This window comes from Rhodoplanes tepidamans, assembly GCF_030813915.1.
Classification (GTDB): Bacteria; Pseudomonadota; Alphaproteobacteria; order Rhizobiales; family Xanthobacteraceae; genus Rhodoplanes; species Rhodoplanes tepidamans.
On the sequence record NZ_JAUSUJ010000011.1, the window covers coordinates 68,119 to 85,009 of the forward strand.

Genomic DNA, 16,891 nt, shown 5'->3' on the forward strand with positions numbered 1-16,891 from the left:
ATGGCGAACCTTCTGGTTGCGGAACACGACGGCGGAACCCTCAGGGACGCCACCGCCAAGGCCCTGACCGCGGCGAAGGCGCTCGGCGGGGACGTCCACGTGCTGGTCGCGGGACAGGGCGTCTCAGGTGCGGCGGACGCCGCGTCCGGGCTCGACGGCGTCGCCAAGGTGCTGACCGCCGACGACGCCCGCTACGCCCACCAGACGGCGGAGCCGCTGGCCGCCCTGCTGGTCTCGCTCGCGCCGGCCTACGACGCGATCGTCATGCCGGCGACGGCGATCGGCAAGGACGTCATGCCGCGGGTCGCGGCGCTGCTCGACGTCATGCAGGTGTCCGAGATCATCAAGGTGCTCGGCCCGGACATGTTCGAGCGGCTGATCTATGCCGGCAGCGCCATCCAGACGGTGAGGTCGGGCGACGCCAAGAAGGTGATCACGGTTCGCATCTCGTCGTTCCAGGCGACCGGGGCCGGGGCTGCCGCGGCGCCGATCGAGCCGGTGGCCGCCGTCGACGATCCCGGCATCTCCCGCTTCGTCGGCGAGGAGCTGTCGAAGTCGGAGCGGCCGGAGCTCACCTCGGCCCGCATCGTGGTGTCGGGCGGGCGCGCCGTGCAGAGCCGCGAGAACTTCGCCAAGTACATCGAGCCGCTCGCCGACACGCTCGGCGCCGCGGTCGGCGCCTCGCGCGCCGCCGTGGACGCCGGCTACGCCCCCAACGACTGGCAGGTCGGCCAGACCGGCAAGGTGGTGGCGCCGGAGCTCTATGTCGCGGTCGGCATCTCGGGGGCGATCCAGCACCTCGCCGGCATGAAGGACTCCAAGGTCATCGTCGCCATCAACAAGGACGAGGAGGCGCCGATCTTCCAGGTCGCCGATTACGGCCTCGTGGGCGACCTGTTCAAGATCCTCCCCGAGCTCCAGGACGAGCTCGCCAAGACCGGCAAGTGACGCCTGCCGAGGACGCCCGATCCGGGCATCACGGCCGTGGCGGGGGATCGAGACTGGCAGTATAAGAGCATCCCGGTCCCCGGCCGGGCTCGCCGTTCGGCGGGCCGGTAGCCAGGGCCGCCAGTCGCTCGGGTAGGTGAGATGACGAACATCGACAAGGTCGCCATCGACAAGGTCGGCGTGATCGGGGCCGGGCAGATGGGCACCGGCATCGCCCATGTCTGTGCGCTCGCGGGAGTGAACGTCGTGCTCAACGACGTCTCCGCCGACCGCATCAAGGCCGGGCTCGCCACCATCAACGGCAACATGACCCGGCAGGTGAAGCGGAACCGCATCACCGAGGCGGAGCGCCAGGCCGCGCTCGCCCGGATCGTCCCCGCGGTCGGCTACGACGGCTTCTCGGACTGCGACCTCGTCATCGAGGCGGCGACCGAGAAGGAGGACGTCAAGCGCAAGATCTACGGCCAGCTCTGCCCGAACCTGAAGCCGGACGCGATGGTCGGCTCCAACACGTCGTCGATCTCGATCACCCGCCTCGCCGCCGCGACCGACCGGCCGGAGCGCTTCATCGGCATTCATTTCATGAATCCGGTGCCGGTGATGGAGCTGGTCGAGCTGATCCGCGGCATCGCCACCGAGGACGCCACCTACGAGGCCACCAAGGCGTTCTGCCACCGGCTCGGCAAGACGGTCGCGGTGTCGGAGGACTTCCCGGCCTTCATCGTCAACCGCGTGCTGATGCCGATGATCAACGAGGCGATCTACACGCTGTACGAGGGGGTCGGCACGGTCGAGGCGATCGATGTCGCCATGCGGCTCGGCGCCAACCACCCGATGGGCCCGCTGCAGCTCGCCGACTTCATCGGCCTCGACATCTGCCTGTCGGTCATGCAGGTCCTGCACGAGGGGCTGGCCGACTCCAAGTACCGCCCGTGCCCGCTGCTGGTGAAATACGTCGAGGCCGGCTGGCTCGGCCGCAAGACCCAGCGCGGCTTCTACGACTACCGCGGCGAGAAGCCCGTCCCGACCCGGTGAGGCGGGTCGTCGATCCGTAGGGGGGCGAAGGCGCGGAACGTGCCGTGCCCACGCGGTGACACGATCGCGTCGGACGGCGTGGGCACGCTTCGCCTTGCCCGCCCTACGACTTCCTCCCTCGCCGCCACTCCGAAAACGCCCTCCAGGCCCGCCCGTCGATCGCCACGAGGCCGGCCGCGATGCCGAGCATGCCGGCGATCTGGTGCGGCTCCAGGCGCTCGTCCATCAGCACGGTGCCGAGCAGCATGGCGCTGACCGGGATCAGGAATGTGACCAGGAGCGTATTGGTGGCGCCGGCCCGCGACAGAACCCGGAAATACAGGACGTAGGCGAGCGCCGTCGAGAAGGCGCCGAGCGCCAGCAGCGCCGCGACGGCCGGCCAGGACGGGGCCGGCAGCCGCCACGGCTGGTCGAGCAGCAGCACGGGCGGCAGCATCAGCACGATGGCGGCGACCGCCTGGCCGCCGCCCATCACGTTGGGCGAGAGGTGCTTGTAGCGCCGGGCGTAGATGGCGCCGACGGCGTACAGGAAGGCGGCGAGCAGGCAGGCGAGCTCGCCGCCGATATGGCCGCCGAGACCGGCGAGCGCGCCGGGCCCGATCATCACGGCGACCCCGGCGAGGCCGAGCAGCAGCCCGGCCGCCCGGGCGGGCGTGATGCGATCGTCGCGCGTCGTCAGGTGGGCCAGCACGATGGCGAACAGCGGCGTGGTCGCGTTGAGCACGGCGGCGAGCCCGCTCCCGATCCGCAGCTGGCTCCACGAGATCAGTGCGAAGGCGGCGGCATTGCTGAGGAAGCCCATCACCAGGAACGGCAGCCAGTAGCGCGGCATCTGCGCGAGCTCGCCGGCCTGCCGGCACAGCGCCAGCATGATCGGCGCGGCGACCGCCACCCGGATCAGCGAGATGGTCATCGGCGGCACCTCGGCGACCGCCACCTTGGCGAAATAGTAGGAGGCTCCCCACAGCGTGGAGAGGGCGACGAGCATCGCCCAGTCGCCGGGCGACATGGTCAGGAGGGGTCGTTGCCGCATGCCTCCTTGTAGGGGCGAAGCCGCGCCGGCGCGACCCCGAAAGGCGGCGATTTCTGCACATCCTGGGGGCAACGCCAGGATGGCGGGAGCCCGGCAAGCTCTCGTTAACCGGCCCGGGGAGGAGAGGCGTCCGCCGGGCGGGCCCGTTCAGGACTCGTCAACCGGTCGCGCGCCGGAATGGCACGGAGAAGTTGTGTGGCCCGGGGAGTGTGCCGCATGGAGATCACCACGGGACTGACGGCGGCTTGGCTCGACGCGGTGCGCCGCGCCCAGTCGGACATGGTCCAGCGATACGCCCGGCAGGCGCCGACCACCCAGCCGTCGTACCAGGAGCGGACCCTGACCGACGTGATCGAGCGCGCCGTCAAGGCGGGCGGCGCCGCTCCGCCGGCCGAGGGCCGGACCACCGACACCGCCGTCCAGCGGAGCTCGCCGGCCGCCACCGTGCCCAAGGGCACGGTGGGGCGAATCCTCGACATCGAGGTGTGAAAGGGCCGAACGGGCGGACCGGCTCCGCGGCCGCGGCGCGTCACGACGCTGGCGTCGCGCTGCACCGCGCCCGCGACACGCGGTACCCGCGTCGGCTCCCCCAGGCCTTCGAGCAGCTTCGCCCGGTCCACGTTGTTGGTGCCGTGGCCGAAATAGACTCGGTTGCCGGACGGCCCCGTCGAGATCGCGCCGTGCAGCTCGGTCGCCACCGGGCCGGTCGTGCCGGGCTCCTGGCAAGGCAGGCCGGAGTCGCGGATCTTCTTCGGCGCTGCCGATCGGAGAGGTCGTGCCGCGCTGGGCGCGTGACGGCTCGTTCGCCGTGCGGCCGACCGTGCCGTCAGGCCCCGATCGTGGCGAGACCCGCGACCGGCGGCGCCGTCCGGTCGCGGACCGGCACGCCGCCGGACTGCAGCACCGCATCCCACCGCGCGAAATAGGCCGCGTTGGACAGGCGCTCCCGATAGGCGTCGCGGGACAGGCCGCGCAGGGCCCGCCATCGTCCGAGCGTCTCCATCATGGCACGCGCGAAGCCGTCCGGGTCCTCTGCGCTCGCGATCGACGCAGGCGTCGAGGCGCCGACGAGGCCGCGCAGCGCCGCGCCGGTGGCGACGATCGGGTTGCCGGCCGCCAGCGCCTCGATGGTCTTGATCGAGATGCCGGTGCCGAAGCGGGTCGGAATCACGACGACGGCGGCCTGGGCGTAGACGGTCGTCACGTCGTCGACGACGCCGACGAACCAGTGTGCGTAGCGGCCGAAGAGATCCGGGCGGACCGCCTCCATGTGGCCGCCGATCCGTCCGGCGATCGCGATCCGGCAGCCGCGATCGAGCCGCGGTGCGACCTCGGTCAGGAACCAGGCGAGGCTCACCTCGTTGCCCGGATTGTTGTCGCCGACATAGGCGAAGTCGAAGCGCTCGCGATCCGCCGGCTCCAGGGCGAGGAGGCGGCGCTCGTTCTCGGGGGTGAGGGTGGCGCGGACGAGGTGATGAGGTCCGGGCAGCCGCGTGCTGAAATACGCCCGGTCGTCGTCGGTCACGTGGGTGAAGGCGTCGGCGCCGGCGGCGAGCCGTAGTTCGTCCCGCTCCAGCAGCGCCCGCGCGTCCGGCCGGCCGCGGAAGACGTTGGCGAGCCCGCCGTCCGCATAGAGCTCGGCCTGGACGTCGTGAGTTTCCAGCACGACGAGCGGCCGCGGCAGGCGGCGGCGGGCCATCTCCCGCAGCACCGTGTGCGCCAGCCCCATCTGGAAGCAGTGATTGACGACGATCACGCGCGGCGGATGGGCCTCGATGAAATCGAGAAGCGTCGCCGGAAGCGTGGCGGCGCCGCCGTAGCGCGCCATCACCGACAGCTGCGAGTCGCGTCCGCTGGCGAGCCATTGCAGATGGCTGCGCGAGCGCCAGGCGCGCATGCGGTGCGACGTCGAGGCGTGGCAGACCAGCGCGACGCCCTCGAAGCGCATCTGCTCCAGCATCCAGTCCCAGTAGCCGTGATACCTGGCGCGGTGAATGGGGAGATGCGGGCCGAGCAGAAGCGCGGTGCGATAGCCGCGGGTGTCTAGATACCTGCACTGGGCGGCGAAGATGTTGGAACTTCCGCAGCGGGGCCACGGCGACGCGATGACGAGCGCGGAGTCCTGCATGCAGCTGCTCGTCACCCGTTGGGTCGACACCATTCGGAAGCATTAGGAAACCATCCATTAATACCATGCCTTGCCGTGGCCGCCAAACGACACGTGATCACACGCCGCGGTGAGCGTCCAAGACCCCCGACGGCGCGGATCTGGACGTGACGAGCCGGGCCGGTAGGATCGTCCGGCGCGGCGACCCGGCCGCAGACATCGTCCCCTGTCGTCGCGGGCCGTCGGCCAGGACTCGCATGCAGCTTTCCCTTCCGCTCGTCAGCGTCGTCGTCACGTCCTACAATTTTGCCCGCTTCCTGACGGAGGCGGTCGCGTCGGTTCACGCCCAGGCCTATCCGGCGATCGAGTGCATCGTGGTCGACGACGCGTCGAGCGACGACACGGCCGCCGTGCTCGACGCCGTCGCGGCCGAGTGGCCGGCCACGACCGTGATCAGGCGCGAGACCAATGGCGGGCAGGGCGCGGCCTGCCGCACCGGCTACGAGGCGAGCCGCGGCCCCTATGTCGTGTTCATGGACGGCGACGACGTGATGGGGCCGGACTTCGTGGCGACCCACGTCTATGTCCAGCTCTCCTCGCGGATCCACGTCGGCATCACGTCGAGCGACATCTATCAGGTGGTCGACGGACAGGTCGTGCTCGGCACCTGCCAGGGCGTCAACGACCATATCGTCGCGCATGCGGGCAACGGTGCGGGGCTGTTTCGTCCCGTCGAGCCGGCGCCGGCGGGCCCGTGGACGCTCGACACGCCGGGGCCGGCGCTGCTCGATCGGCTGGTGCACGTGCCGCCCGGCCAGGTCCACTGGTGCTGGTCGCATCACAGCGCCAACATGTATCGGCGCGACGCCGTCGATCTGTTCGTCCGCTCCGACGAGTTCTCGGCGATGCGGATCTGCCTCGACGCCTTCCTCTGCACGGCGGTCGGGCATCGTTGCGGCGGGGTGCTGATCGACCGGCCGTTGTCGCTCCATCGCGTGCACGGCGGCAATGCCGGCATCCGGCAGGCCCAGCTGGTCAATGTGCGGGCCGCGCCGCCCGACAAGGAGCTGAGCACGGTCGCGCTGATGCGGCTGGTGGAGCTCTATGTCCGCGAGGCGGCCACGGTCGTGCCGCAGCTCTGGAACGCCGGCACCTACACGGCGCTGGTCGACCGGCTGGACGCACATCTCACCGGGCTCGGCCATCCGGGCGTCCTCGCGGCCGCGATGGCCCGCCACCACGCGACGCTGGTGCAGGCGCTCGGACAGGATGAGCTCACCGGATGGATGGAGCGGCGCGCGACCGGCGGACGGAAGCGGCGTTGGTCCAGACCGTGGCGAAAGCGTGCCCGAGGATGACGGCCGGCGGCCCGGGCTGCTGGTGACGTGCTCGTCGTGGGCGGCGGACCGAGTCGTTTTTCCCGCGGATCGATGGTATTGCTGTGATTGGCAGAGGTGGCCTCGCGACGGTTCGATGAATCGGACCGGCGACCCGCGCTCGATCCTCCCGGTGCGATTCCGAACCGGGCAGGCGAGACGGACATGACGCCGGCCGTTCGAGGATCGGGCCCGAGGAGCGCATTGATGCAGATCGCCCTCCCGCTGGTGAGCGTCGTCATCTCCAACTTCAACTACGGTCGCTTTCTCCGCGATGCGATCGAGTCGGTCCGGGCCCAGACCTACGAGGCGGTCGAATGCATCGTGGTGGATGACGCCTCCACGGACGACAGCGCCGTCGTGCTCGACGCGCTCGCGGTCGAGTGGCCCGATCTCGTGGTGCTGCGGCACGCCACGAACGCCGGGCAGGGCGCCGCGAGCGCTACCGGTTTCGCCGCGAGCCGCGGTCATTACGTCGTCTTCATGGATGCCGACGACCTGCTGTTCCCGGAGTTCGTCGCCACCCACGTCTATGTCCATCTGTCGGCGCGGCGGCATCCCGGCCTCACCTCCAGCGACGTCGTCCAGGTCGTGGACGGGCGAGCGGTGCTGACCACCGGCCAGGCCCTGAACGATCGTCTGATGGAGGACCGCCTCGCCGGCGCCGGTTCCGGCGGCCCGCCCGGGCACGCGTTCCGGCCGCTGGCCCGGGCCCCGGCGGGCCCGTGGACGCTGCCCGGTCCGGCCCCGGCGCTGCTCGACGACCTGGTCTCGGTGCCGCCCGGCCAGGTGAGATGGTGCTGGTCTCCAGGTACCGCGAACATGTTCCGGCGCGACGCCGTCGCGTTGTTCGCCGACGCGCCGGAGCTCGCCGCCACGCGGATCGGGTCGGATGCCTTCCTGTGCATCGCGGTGGGCCACCGCTGCGGCGGCGTGCTGATCGACCGGGCGCTGTCGGTGTATCGCATCCATGGCGGCAATGTCGGCACGGCCCATCCGCAGCTCGCCAATGTCCGCTGCATGAAGCCCGACTCGGAACCGTCGGATGCCGTGGTGGCCGCGCTGATCGAGCTCTACACCCGCGAGGCCGTCGCCATGGTCCCGCGCTTCTGGTCGGTCGAGAGCTACACGGGCCTGCTCGAGCGGCTCGACACGCATCTTGCCGGCGGCGGGCGGCGTGATACCCTCGCGGCCGCTCTGGCGCGGAACCGCGCGGCGGTGGTGCAGGCGCTCGGCCCCGAGCGGCTCGCCACCTGGACGACCAAGCGGCGCAAGCGGTGGTTCAAGCGGTGGCTCCGGCGCCGCCGGACGTGATCAGGTGCGGGTGCCGGGCCGGCGGCGATCCGGACAGACGCTGCCGAGACGGGGGAGAGTGGTGTTCCATTTCCTGAAGCGGATGGTGTCCCGCGAGGCGCCGGCCGGCGGCTTCGACGCCCGTCTCGATCCGCCGCGCTTCCTGTTCCTGCTGATCAACAGCCGCTGCAATCTCAAATGCGAGCACTGCAGCTTCTGGCACACCGACGACGCCGACAGAGCCAACTATCTCGACCGCGCCGGCCGCCGGCGGGTGCTCTCCGAGTTCGCCGCCATGAACCCGCACGGCGCCGTGGTGATCTGCGGCGGCGAGTCGATGCTCGACCTCGAGGACTATTTCGACGTGGCCGGCCACTGCCGCGCGCTGGGGCTGACCTGCCTGTCGGTCGTCAACGGCACCCGCATCCGCACCGACGCGATGGCCGAGCGGATGGTCACCGAGGGGCCGCACGAGATCTCGATCTCGCTCAACAGCCACCGGCCCCAGCTGCACGACCGCACCCGCGGCGTGCCAGGCGCCTTCGACAAGGCCTGCCGGGCCGTGCGCCTGCTGAAGGCGGCGCGCGACCGCACCGGCAGCACCAGCCGCATCTACGTGATGGGGCTGATCTTCGACGAGAACCACCGCGAGCTCGAGCCGTTCTACGACTTCGTCCTGAACGACCTGAAGGCCGACAAGCTGAAGCTGAACTTCCTGCAGCCGTCGTTCGGCGACACCCCGGAGGACCGGTTCTTCGCCGCCCATCACCGGATGGATCCGGACGTGCTGGTCGAAGAAATCCGCCGCTGCGACGCGCGCTTCGGCCTCGGTCTCAACCCGGTCTGGCTCGCCAATGTGCGCATGTATGTCGAGTCGATCGCGGCCGGTCAGCAGTACGAGAAGGGTTGGGCGGCGCCGACCCGCACCCGCGCCCACATCTGCAACACCTACGAGCGCAACATCATGGTCGATCACTACGGCACGGCGCGGCTGTGCTTCTCGACCGACTTTCGCGGCGCGAAGCTGCGCGCCGACGGCGACCTGAAGAGGTTCTGGCTCGGCGCCAACGACATCCGCTGCGAGATGCGCAAGTGCAACCGGCTCTGCGGCATCAGCCACAGCGTCCGCCGCATCGGCAGCACCCTGACCCCCGCCGCCTACAGCCTGCCCACCCGCAGCCTCGCCGGAACCGCGGCGGCGGAGTGATCCGACGCTGTGCGCCGCTCCGGAACGACCGACGAGTCGATCACCGGGACCCCCGTCACGAGACGGCTCAGCCGCCGGTGCCGCCGACCGTGATGCGGTCCATGCGCAGCGTCGGCTGGCCGACGCCGACCGGCACACCCTGGCCGTTCTTGCCGCAGGTGCCGATGCCGTGGTCGAGGGCGAGGTCGTCGCCCACCATGGTGATGCGGTGCAGATCCGTCGGGCCGTTGCCGATCAGCATGGCGCCCTTCACGGGCGCGCCGACCTTGCCGTCCTCGATCCGATACGCCTCGGTGCACTGGAAGACGTACTTGCCCGAGGTGATGTCGACCTGGCCGCCGCCGAAACTCACGGCGTAGAGCCCGTTCTTCACCGAAGCGAGGATCTCGGCCGGATCGTGGCGGCCCGCCACCATCACGGTGTTGGTCATGCGCGGCATCGGCACATGGGCGAAGCTCTCGCGGCGGCCGTTGCCGGTGGGCCGCATGCCCATCAGGCGGGCGTTCTGGCGGTCCTGCATGTAGCCGACGAGAATCCCGTCGTCGATCAGCACGGTGCGGTTGGTCGGCGTGCCCTCGTCGTCGATCGACAGCGAGCCGCGCCGTGACGCCATCGTGCCGTCGTCGATCACGGTGACGCCCCTGGCGGCCACCTGCTGACCCATCAGGCCGGCGAAGGCCGAGGTCTTCTTGCGGTTGAAGTCGCCTTCCAGCCCGTGGCCGACCGCCTCGTGCAGCATCACGCCGGGCCAGCCGGGGCCGAGCACCACGTCCATCTCGCCGGCCGGGGCCGGGACGGACTCCAGATTGACGAGCGCCTGGCGCACCGCGTCGTCGGCCGCGCCGCGCCACGCCGCCTCGCTCACGAACTGCTCGATGGTGGACCGGCCGCCATAGCCGTGGCTGCCGGTCTCCTGGCGATCGCCGTCGCCGACCACGACCGAGACGTTGACCCGCACCATCGGCCGCACGTCGCGATAGGTCTCGCCGTCCGGCCGCACGATCTCGACCACCTGCCAGGTCGCCGCGACGCTCGCCGTCACCTGACGGACCCGCGGGTCCTTGGCGCGCGTGTAGGCGTCGACGGCCTCCAGCAGCTTCACCTTCTCGGCGAAGGCGACGCCGGCGAGCGGGTTGGCATCGGTATAGAGCTTCGCATTGGTGCGCGGCGGCGCGGCGGCGAGCGTCCCGGAATAGCCGCCCTTGACCGCCTTCACGGCGTCGGCGGCGCGGCCGATCGCCTCCTCCGAGAGGGCCGAGGAATGGGCGTAGCCGACCGCCTCGTCCTTGACGGCGCGCAGCCCGAAGCCCTGCGTCGTGTCGTAGGTCGCCTGCTTCAGGCGGCCGTTGTCGAACATCAGCATCTCGGACTGGCGGTACTCGAGATAGAGCTCGCCGTCGTCGGCCCCCTCCAGCCCGCGCGCGATCAGGCGCGACACGTTGGTCCGGTCGAGACCGGCGCGGTCGAGGAGCGAGGTGGTGGCGGTCATGGCAGGTCTTTCTCGGCTTGAAAGGGTCGCCCGGAAGATAGTGGGTCCGGCGCCGCTGCGCGAGGGGGCTCCGGGACGGCGTTCAGCGCCGCAGCCCGCATGAAGTGAAACGGAATGCGGGGCGGCGCTAGCGCCCGGGGATCCCGTTTCCGCCCCGCGGGCTTTCTGCAGGCGAGGCCCCGGCGGCCTCACTCTCCCAGGACGTGCAGGCGGTCGAGGGTGATGTCGATCGCAACCGCCGTGCCGGGCTCCAGCCCGGCCGGCGCGGTGCCGTGGGTGAGGTCGACCGACACCTCGGTGCTGCCTTCGACGCCACCCGCGACCGCGATCCCGTAGCGCTCCGTGGCGCCCAGGAACTCCTTGAACCGGATCGTTCCCGGCAGGCGCGCCCGGCCTTCGGCGAGCGGGACGCCGGGGCGCGACAGGATGGCGTGGTGCGGACGGAAGACCAGCTTCGCCCCGGGCGGCACGTCGCCTCCGGGAAGGGCGCCGGCCGGCAGCGGGATTGTCCCTGCCGCCGTCTCGAAGGCCACGCCGCCGCAGTCGCGCAGCACCCGGCCCTGAAGGATGTTGGTCGTCCCCAGAAAGCCGGCGACGAACAGGTTTCTCGGCGCGTCGTAGAGCGCCGTGGGGGCACCGACCTGCTGCACCGTGCCGTCCTTCATCACGGCGATGCGGTCGCAGATGGTGTTTGCCTCCTCCTGGTCGTGGGTGACGAAGATCGCCGTGAGGCCGAGGCGCTGCTGCAGCTCGCGCAGCTCGCGCCGCACCTCTCCGCGCAGCTTGGCATCCAGATTGGACAGCGGCTCGTCGAGCAGCAGGACCTTCGGCTCGACCACGATGGTGCGGGCGAGGGCGACGCGCTGCTGCTGGCCGCCGGACAGCTGGGCCGGGCGGCGCTTCTCCAGGCCGCCGAGGCCGACGAGGTCGAGCGCGGCGGCGACGCGCTTCCTGATCTCCTGGCGCGGCAGCCGCCGCTCCTCCAGGCCAAAGGCGATGTTCTGCTCGACCGTCATGTGCGGCCACAGCGCATAGGACTGGAACACCATGCCGACGTCGCGCTTCCACGGCGGCAGGCCGGAGACGTCGCGCCCGGCGATCAGGACGCGGCCGCGGTCGGCCTGGTTGAAGCCGGCGATCAGGCGCAGCAGAGTGGTCTTGCCGCAGCCGGACGGCCCCAGGAACGCGAAGAACTCGCCCGGCTCGATCCGCAGATCGACGTCGCGCAGCACGTGATTGCTGCCGTACCAGAGATCGACGTGCTCGATGGCGATGTCGACCGAGGGGGCGGACAGGGACGATGCGGACGTGGGCGCGGCGGGCAGGGCGGTCATCGGGCTCCGGAGGCGTTCGTGGCCCTTCCGATTAGCCTCCCGGGTGCGTCTCGGCAAATCGCGCGCCGCGCGGCGCGGCCGCGCCGCGAAAACGAAAGGGGCGGCCCGCGGGCCGCCCCTTCGCATCACGTCGTCCTCCGGTCCGGCCTAGCAGCAGCGGAAACGGCCGCCCTTGCCGAAGCCGTAGCGCGCCTCCTGGCGCTCCCGGAAGAACTCCTCGTAGGTCATGATCGGCTCGTCGGGGTGCGTCGCCTTGCGATGCGCCACATAGGTGTCGTAGTCGGGCACGCCGACCATCAGGCGGGCCGCACGAACGGCCCACCCGGTGATGCCGAGCGTCTGGGGCCCTGCCTCAGGCATGGGCTGCCCGCGCGCTGCCGGCGACGCCGCCGACCTCGGCCGTGGTGACCCGCGAGGTCGCGAGCGCCCGGCGGATGCTGACGATGCCGAACACCAGCATGGCGAGGACGACGGCCACGAAGGCGGCCGACAGCGCCGTGTTGATGTAGTCGTTGAACACCACCCGGCTCATGTCCTCGATGGACTTGGCCGGCGCCAGGACCTTGCCCTGGGCGAGCGCGTCGCCGAACACCTGGGCGTGGGCCAGGAAGCCGATCTTCGGGCTCGGGTGGAAGATCTTCTGCAGGCCGGCGGTGAGCGTGCAGGCCAGCAGCCAGCTGGTCGGCAGGAGCGTGACCCAGGCGTACCGCTCGCGCTTCATCTTGAACAGCACGGTGGTGCACAGGATCAGGGCGATGCCGGCCAGCATCTGGTTGGAGATGCCGAACAGCGGCCACAGGGTGTTGATGCCGCCGAGCGGATCGACGACGCCCTGGTACAGGAAGTAGCCCCAGCACGTCACCGAGAGCGCGGAACCGATCAGGTTGTTGACCCACGATTCGGTGTTCTTGAAGGGCGGGATCACGCTGCCGATCAGGTCCTGGATCATGAAGCGGGCGACCCGGGTGCCGGCGTCGACCGTCGTCAGGATGAACAGGGCCTCGAACAGGATGGCGAAGTGGTACCATAAGCCCATCATGGTCTTGCCGCCGATCAGGCCGGACAGGATGTGGGCCATGCCGACGGCGAGGGTGGGCGCGCCGCCGGCGCGCGACAGGATCGTGTGCTCGCCGACGTCGCTCGCCATCTGGCTGAGCATGTCGGGCGTCACCACGAAGCCCCAGCCCGAGATCACCTGCGAGGCGTTCTCCACGGTCGTGCCGATGAGGCCCGCCGGGCTGTTCATGGCGAAGTAGACGCCGGGCTCGATCACGGTCGCGGCGATCAGGGCCATGATGGCGACGAACGACTCCATCAGCATGCCGCCGTAGCCGATCAGCCGGATCTGGTTCTCGTTCTCGATCATCTTGGGCGTGGTGCCCGACGAGATCAGGGCGTGGAAGCCGGAGACCGCGCCGCACGCGATGGTGATGAACAGGAACGGGAACAGGCTGCCGGCCCACACCGGGCCGGTGCCGTCGATGAACTTGGTCACGGCCGGCATCTTCAGCTCGGGCTGAACGATCATGATGCCGATGGCGAGCAGACAGATGGTGCCGATCTTGAGGAAGGTCGACAGATAGTCGCGCGGGGCGAGCAGCAGCCAGACCGGCAGCACCGAGGCGACGAAGCCGTAGCCGATGATGGTGAGCGCGAGCGTCTCGCCCTTCCAGTCGAACAGCACGGCGAGCGACGGCGTCTCGGAGACGGTCTTGCCGAAGATCAGCGCGGCCATCAGCAGCACGAAGCCGATCACCGACATCTCGCCGATGCGGCCGGGCCGGATGAACCGGGTGTAGACGCCCATCAGCATGGCGATCGGGATGGTGGCGACCACCGCGAAGGTGCCCCACGGGCTGCCGACCAGCGCCTTGACCACGACGAGAGCGAGCACGGCGAGCAGGATGATCATGATCAGCAGCACGCCGACCAGCGCGATGCCGCCGGCGACCGGGCCCATCTCGGCCCTGATCATGTCGCCGAGCGAGCGGCCGTCCCGCCGCGTCGACATGAACAGCACGATCATGTCCTGCACGGCGCCGGCGAACACGACGCCGGCGAGGATCCACAGCGTGCCGGGCAGGTAGCCCATCTGCGCGGCCAGCACCGGGCCGACCAGCGGGCCGGCGCCGGCGATGGCGGCGAAGTGGTGACCGAACAGCACGTAACGGTTGGTCGGGACGTAGTCGAGGCCGTCGTTGTGGCGCTGCGCCGGGGTCGGCCGCGCCGGGTCGACGCTCAACACCTTCTCGGCGATGAACAGGGCATAGAACCGGTAGGCGATCAGGTAGACGCAGACGGCGGCTACCACCAACCAGGCGGCATTGATGCTCTCCCCGCGGTTGAGCGCCACCACCCCGAGCGAGATGGTGCCGGCCACGACGATGAGCGCCCAGAGGGCCCAGTGCCCTCTCGGGTTGCTTCGCACGAGAGATGTCATTGAAGTCTCCTGATGCGGATCCCGCGCGTGATCCCGACCGGGAGATCGCGCGACTGCAGTGACGTGCGGCCGCAACGAGAACGCGCGACACGCAATGAACGTTCACTGCGGGATGGCTATCAAGAAAGGGGAATAATCTATAGTCGGGCGAGTCCTTATGACGATATGCAAGTCTTTCGAATTTCAGCGCTCCCGCGAAATTTTCGGAAGAGCTCAACCGTCGCGTGTCCTGGCGCGGAGGTATTGACCGAAGCAGCATAAGGGTTATTGCGGCGCACCGCCGTCGGCGTGCCGCGGCCGCGTGCGGCGCGGTTCCGCGTCCTCCGCCGCCGAAGGCCGGACGGCGGCGGAGGACAGGCGGCGTCAGGAAAAGCGGACCGTCACGTCGCCGAGCGGCGCGAGCCGATGCTCGAGCAGGCGGTCCTGGGGGCCGAGCATCAGCGGCGGCGTGATCGAGCCGGCGATGATCACGTCGCCGGCCCGGAGCGTCTCGCCGAGCGCGGCGAGCGTGTCGGCGACATGGCGGACGACGCGGGCGAGCGACCCGGTGTTGGCCGTCACGTCGTCGGGCGCCGGTACCGCCGTGCCGTCGCGCAGCACGGTGGAGGCGAGGCCGGCGGTGTCGCCGCGGGGGCGCGGCAGCCGCGGGCCGAAGATCACGTGCCGGTGAAAGATGTTGCCCGACAGGATCGCCTCGGCGTCGTCGGTCGGCGAGAAGTCGGCGAGCTCGATCGCCGGGCCGAGTGCCGCGATGGCGGCCGCGGCCGCCGCCTCGTCGCCGCCGCCCGGCAGGTCGGCGCCCATCTCGACCGCCACCTCCGGCTCGGCGACCGGCATGGCGAAGCGCGACAGCGGCACGGTGGCGCCCGAGGCGAGCACGTTGCGGTCGAGCAGGAAGCCGACGATCGGCGCCGTGATCTTCAGCTTGGCGAGCCCGGCGGGCGCGCCGAAGCCGACCTTCCAGCCGATCGGGCCGGCGCCGTCGCGCAGCGCGCCGCGGCGCAGCTCCATCTGGGCCGCCATGCCGCGGGCGAGCCGCGGGTCGTCGAGCGGGCCGCTCATTGCTCGCCCCCGCCCCGATGCGACGCGCCTTCGGGCGTCTCGTAACCCGAGTCCGCGATCGAGCCGGCGCCCATCCAGCCCCACACCAGCACCACGTCCCGGTCCGAGGTGTTGTTGAAGCCGTGCCAGCAGCCGCGTGGCGAATAGACCACGTCGCCCTTCCTGGACGGCTCGAGGCCGGTCTCGGTGATGATGTGGCCCTCGCCCTCGAGCACGATGAAGAACTCGTCGCAGTTCCGGTGCAGATGCGCCTCGTGGCTGGCGCCGGGCTTCAGCACGGTCCAGCCGACGACGTGGTCGGCGCCGGCCGACTTCTTGTCGATCAGGAACTGGACCTGCATGTCGATCCAGCCGTCGTCGCGCTTCAGGCCTTCGACCAGCGGCACGTCGGCCATGCGGGTGCGGAACATGGTGCTCATGACTGTCCTCCCAGCCGCCGGTAGACCTCGTGGGCGGCGACGAAATCGCGGTGGTCGATGCCGAGCCCGCGACAGGCGTTCATCATCTCGTTGGCGGCGGCGGCGAGCGGCACCGGGCTGCCGAGCCGGCGGCCGAGGTCGAGCGCCAGCATCATGTCCTTCTGCTGCAGCGTCACGTCGGCGAGCGGCTTCGCCGGCATCTTGCCCTCCAGGATGAAGGGGCCGCGATAGCCGAGCACCGGCGAGGCCGCGACGCTCTTGAGGATCGCCTCGACCGCGACGGCACGGTCGACGCCACCCTTCTCGGCGAGCGCCACCGATTCGCCGAAGCAGATCACCTCGACCATCAGCAGCAGGTTGACGGCGATCTTCATCTGGCAGGCGAGCCCGTTGCCGCCGACCCGCATCACCTTGGGACCGATCGCCAGCAGAACCGGGGCGATTCTCTCGTAGCCCGCCTCGTCGCCGCCGACCATCACCGAGGCCTGGCCGGCCTGGATGGTCACCGGGCTGCCGGAGATCGGCGCGTCGAGCATCACCCGCCCGGCGGCGGCGAACGTCTCGGCGACGCCGCGGCTCACATGCGGCGCGATGGTGCTCATGTCGGCGTAGATGCCGCCTTCGCGCAGGCCCGCCAGGATGCCGTCCGGTCCGAGCGCCACCTGCTCGACGGCGGCGCCGTCGGTGACGATCGAGAAGACGATCTCGGCGTTCGCCGCCGCCTCGCGCGGCGTGGCGGCGAAGCTCATGCCGGCCGCGATCAGCGGCTCGGCCTTCGATCTGGTGCGGTTCCAGCCGGTGACGCGATGACCGGCCGCCATCAGGCGCGGCACGATCAGCGATCCCATGTCGCCGAGACCGACGAATCCGATCTCCACGGTGTACACCTCGGGGGTTGGCGCCGTTCCGGCCGGATGCGGACCCGCGCCGCCGCGCGATGGGGCGGGCGATGTCACGCGCGGAACGGAGAGGCGCGGGGGAAGAAGGCTCCGCATGCTGCCGCGCCGCACGCGCCGACGCAAGCGGCACGAAACGTCCCGCTCCGGCCCGCGGGTCGGCCGGACGAGCGGGCCGGCCGGCGGCGGCGGCTCGCGCGCCGGCGTGTGCAGTGCGGGATGATCGTCCAAACGAGCTTCTATACAGAGCGC

At 70.5% G+C, this 16,891-nt stretch carries 15 protein-coding genes; 6 read left to right on the plus strand and 9 right to left on the minus strand.

The genetic code is table 11. The features are described 5' to 3' along the window. Together J2S22_RS14445 and J2S22_RS14450 are read left to right on the plus strand one after the other, a co-directional pair. Window positions 1-948, plus strand: a complete 948-nt coding sequence (locus tag J2S22_RS14445; RefSeq protein WP_272777695.1) for an electron transfer flavoprotein subunit alpha/FixB family protein — start codon at window positions 1-3, stop codon at window positions 946-948. Window positions 949-1,089: 141 nt separating this feature from the next. Next, on the plus strand, window positions 1,090-1,983 hold the full coding sequence (locus J2S22_RS14450; protein WP_272777696.1) for a 3-hydroxybutyryl-CoA dehydrogenase: 894 nt from the start codon (window positions 1,090-1,092) through the stop codon (window positions 1,981-1,983). A gap of 103 nt (window positions 1,984-2,086) precedes the next feature. Here J2S22_RS14450 and J2S22_RS14455 read toward each other — a convergent pair whose 3' ends face one another. Then, window positions 2,087-3,016 carry a DMT family transporter gene (locus tag J2S22_RS14455; protein ID WP_272777697.1) on the minus strand — a complete coding sequence of 310 codons (930 nt, stop codon included), beginning with the start codon at window positions 3,014-3,016 and terminating at the stop codon, window positions 2,087-2,089. 216 nt (window positions 3,017-3,232) lie between these two features. Here J2S22_RS14455 and J2S22_RS14460 point away from each other — a divergent pair, with 216 nt between their 5' ends. Continuing rightward, window positions 3,233-3,505: a hypothetical protein gene (locus J2S22_RS14460; RefSeq protein WP_272777698.1), complete on the plus strand. Its 273-nt coding sequence runs from the start codon at window positions 3,233-3,235 to the stop codon at window positions 3,503-3,505. A gap of 337 nt (window positions 3,506-3,842) precedes the next feature. Here the strand turns inward: J2S22_RS14460 and J2S22_RS14465 are convergent, their stop codons facing one another. After that, window positions 3,843-5,144 carry a glycosyltransferase gene (locus tag J2S22_RS14465; RefSeq protein ID WP_272777699.1) on the minus strand — a complete coding sequence of 434 codons (1,302 nt, stop codon included), beginning with the start codon at window positions 5,142-5,144 and terminating at the stop codon, window positions 3,843-3,845. 236 nt (window positions 5,145-5,380) lie between these two features. Between J2S22_RS14465 and J2S22_RS14470 the strand changes: the two genes are divergently transcribed. From J2S22_RS14470 to J2S22_RS14480, 3 genes are all read left to right on the plus strand, one after another. Then, a complete protein-coding gene (locus J2S22_RS14470; protein ID WP_272777700.1) occupies window positions 5,381-6,481 on the plus strand; it encodes a glycosyltransferase family 2 protein in 1,101 nt (366 codons plus the stop codon). Window positions 6,482-6,706: 225 nt separating this feature from the next. Continuing rightward, window positions 6,707-7,813: a glycosyltransferase family 2 protein gene (locus J2S22_RS14475; protein ID WP_272777701.1), complete on the plus strand. Its 1,107-nt coding sequence runs from the start codon at window positions 6,707-6,709 to the stop codon at window positions 7,811-7,813. Between the two features lie 58 nt (window positions 7,814-7,871). Next, window positions 7,872-8,999 (plus strand): radical SAM protein, encoded by a 1,128-nt coding sequence (locus J2S22_RS14480; protein WP_272777702.1) that lies wholly within the window; start codon window positions 7,872-7,874, stop codon window positions 8,997-8,999. Between the two features lie 67 nt (window positions 9,000-9,066). Here J2S22_RS14480 and tldD read toward each other — a convergent pair whose 3' ends face one another. The 7 genes from tldD to J2S22_RS14515 form a co-directional block, all read right to left on the minus strand. Further along, window positions 9,067-10,488, minus strand: coding sequence for a metalloprotease TldD (gene tldD / locus J2S22_RS14485; RefSeq protein ID WP_272777703.1), 1,422 nt, complete (start codon window positions 10,486-10,488; stop codon window positions 9,067-9,069). 188 nt (window positions 10,489-10,676) lie between these two features. Further along, the gene (locus tag J2S22_RS14490; protein WP_272777704.1) at window positions 10,677-11,822 is read right to left on the minus strand and encodes an ABC transporter ATP-binding protein; all 1,146 of its coding nucleotides are present in this window, start codon (window positions 11,820-11,822) and stop codon (window positions 10,677-10,679) included. Between the two features lie 147 nt (window positions 11,823-11,969). Next, window positions 11,970-12,182: a YbdD/YjiX family protein gene (locus tag J2S22_RS14495; RefSeq protein ID WP_272777705.1), complete on the minus strand. Its 213-nt coding sequence runs from the start codon at window positions 12,180-12,182 to the stop codon at window positions 11,970-11,972. After that, complete coding sequence (locus J2S22_RS14500) at window positions 12,175-14,262, minus strand: carbon starvation CstA family protein (RefSeq protein ID WP_272777706.1); 2,088 nt, start codon at window positions 14,260-14,262, stop codon at window positions 12,175-12,177. Before J2S22_RS14500 ends, J2S22_RS14495 begins: the two co-directional genes overlap by 8 nt. A 363-nt stretch (window positions 14,263-14,625) precedes the next feature. Continuing rightward, window positions 14,626-15,324 (minus strand): 2-keto-4-pentenoate hydratase, encoded by a 699-nt coding sequence (locus J2S22_RS14505; protein ID WP_272777707.1) that lies wholly within the window; start codon window positions 15,322-15,324, stop codon window positions 14,626-14,628. Continuing rightward, window positions 15,321-15,743, minus strand: a complete 423-nt coding sequence (locus J2S22_RS14510; protein WP_272777708.1) for a cupin domain-containing protein — start codon at window positions 15,741-15,743, stop codon at window positions 15,321-15,323. Before J2S22_RS14510 ends, J2S22_RS14505 begins: the two co-directional genes overlap by 4 nt. Next, the gene (locus J2S22_RS14515) at window positions 15,740-16,621 is read right to left on the minus strand and encodes an NAD(P)-dependent oxidoreductase (protein ID WP_272777709.1); all 882 of its coding nucleotides are present in this window, start codon (window positions 16,619-16,621) and stop codon (window positions 15,740-15,742) included. The genes J2S22_RS14510 and J2S22_RS14515 overlap by 4 nt, the downstream gene beginning before the upstream one ends. Between the last annotated feature and the right edge of the window lie 270 nt (window positions 16,622-16,891).

Coding starts and splice junctions, on each gene's coding strand:
- J2S22_RS14445 (WP_272777695.1), top strand. CDS start 1: ATGGCGAACCTTCTGGTTGCGGAACACGACGGCGGAACCCTCAGGGAC.
- J2S22_RS14450 (WP_272777696.1), top strand. CDS start 1,090: ATGACGAACATCGACAAGGTCGCCATCGACAAGGTCGGCGTGATCGGG.
- J2S22_RS14455 (WP_272777697.1), bottom strand. CDS start 3,016: ATGCGGCAACGACCCCTCCTGACCATGTCGCCCGGCGACTGGGCGATG.
- J2S22_RS14460 (WP_272777698.1), top strand. CDS start 3,233: ATGGAGATCACCACGGGACTGACGGCGGCTTGGCTCGACGCGGTGCGC.
- J2S22_RS14465 (WP_272777699.1), bottom strand. CDS start 5,144: ATGCAGGACTCCGCGCTCGTCATCGCGTCGCCGTGGCCCCGCTGCGGA.
- J2S22_RS14470 (WP_272777700.1), top strand. CDS start 5,381: ATGCAGCTTTCCCTTCCGCTCGTCAGCGTCGTCGTCACGTCCTACAAT.
- J2S22_RS14475 (WP_272777701.1), top strand. CDS start 6,707: ATGCAGATCGCCCTCCCGCTGGTGAGCGTCGTCATCTCCAACTTCAAC.
- tldD (WP_272777703.1), bottom strand. CDS start 10,488: ATGACCGCCACCACCTCGCTCCTCGACCGCGCCGGTCTCGACCGGACC.
- J2S22_RS14490 (WP_272777704.1), bottom strand. CDS start 11,822: ATGACCGCCCTGCCCGCCGCGCCCACGTCCGCATCGTCCCTGTCCGCC.
- J2S22_RS14495 (WP_272777705.1), bottom strand. CDS start 12,182: ATGCCTGAGGCAGGGCCCCAGACGCTCGGCATCACCGGGTGGGCCGTT.
- J2S22_RS14500 (WP_272777706.1), bottom strand. CDS start 14,262: ATGACATCTCTCGTGCGAAGCAACCCGAGAGGGCACTGGGCCCTCTGG.
- J2S22_RS14505 (WP_272777707.1), bottom strand. CDS start 15,324: ATGAGCGGCCCGCTCGACGACCCGCGGCTCGCCCGCGGCATGGCGGCC.
- J2S22_RS14510 (WP_272777708.1), bottom strand. CDS start 15,743: ATGAGCACCATGTTCCGCACCCGCATGGCCGACGTGCCGCTGGTCGAA.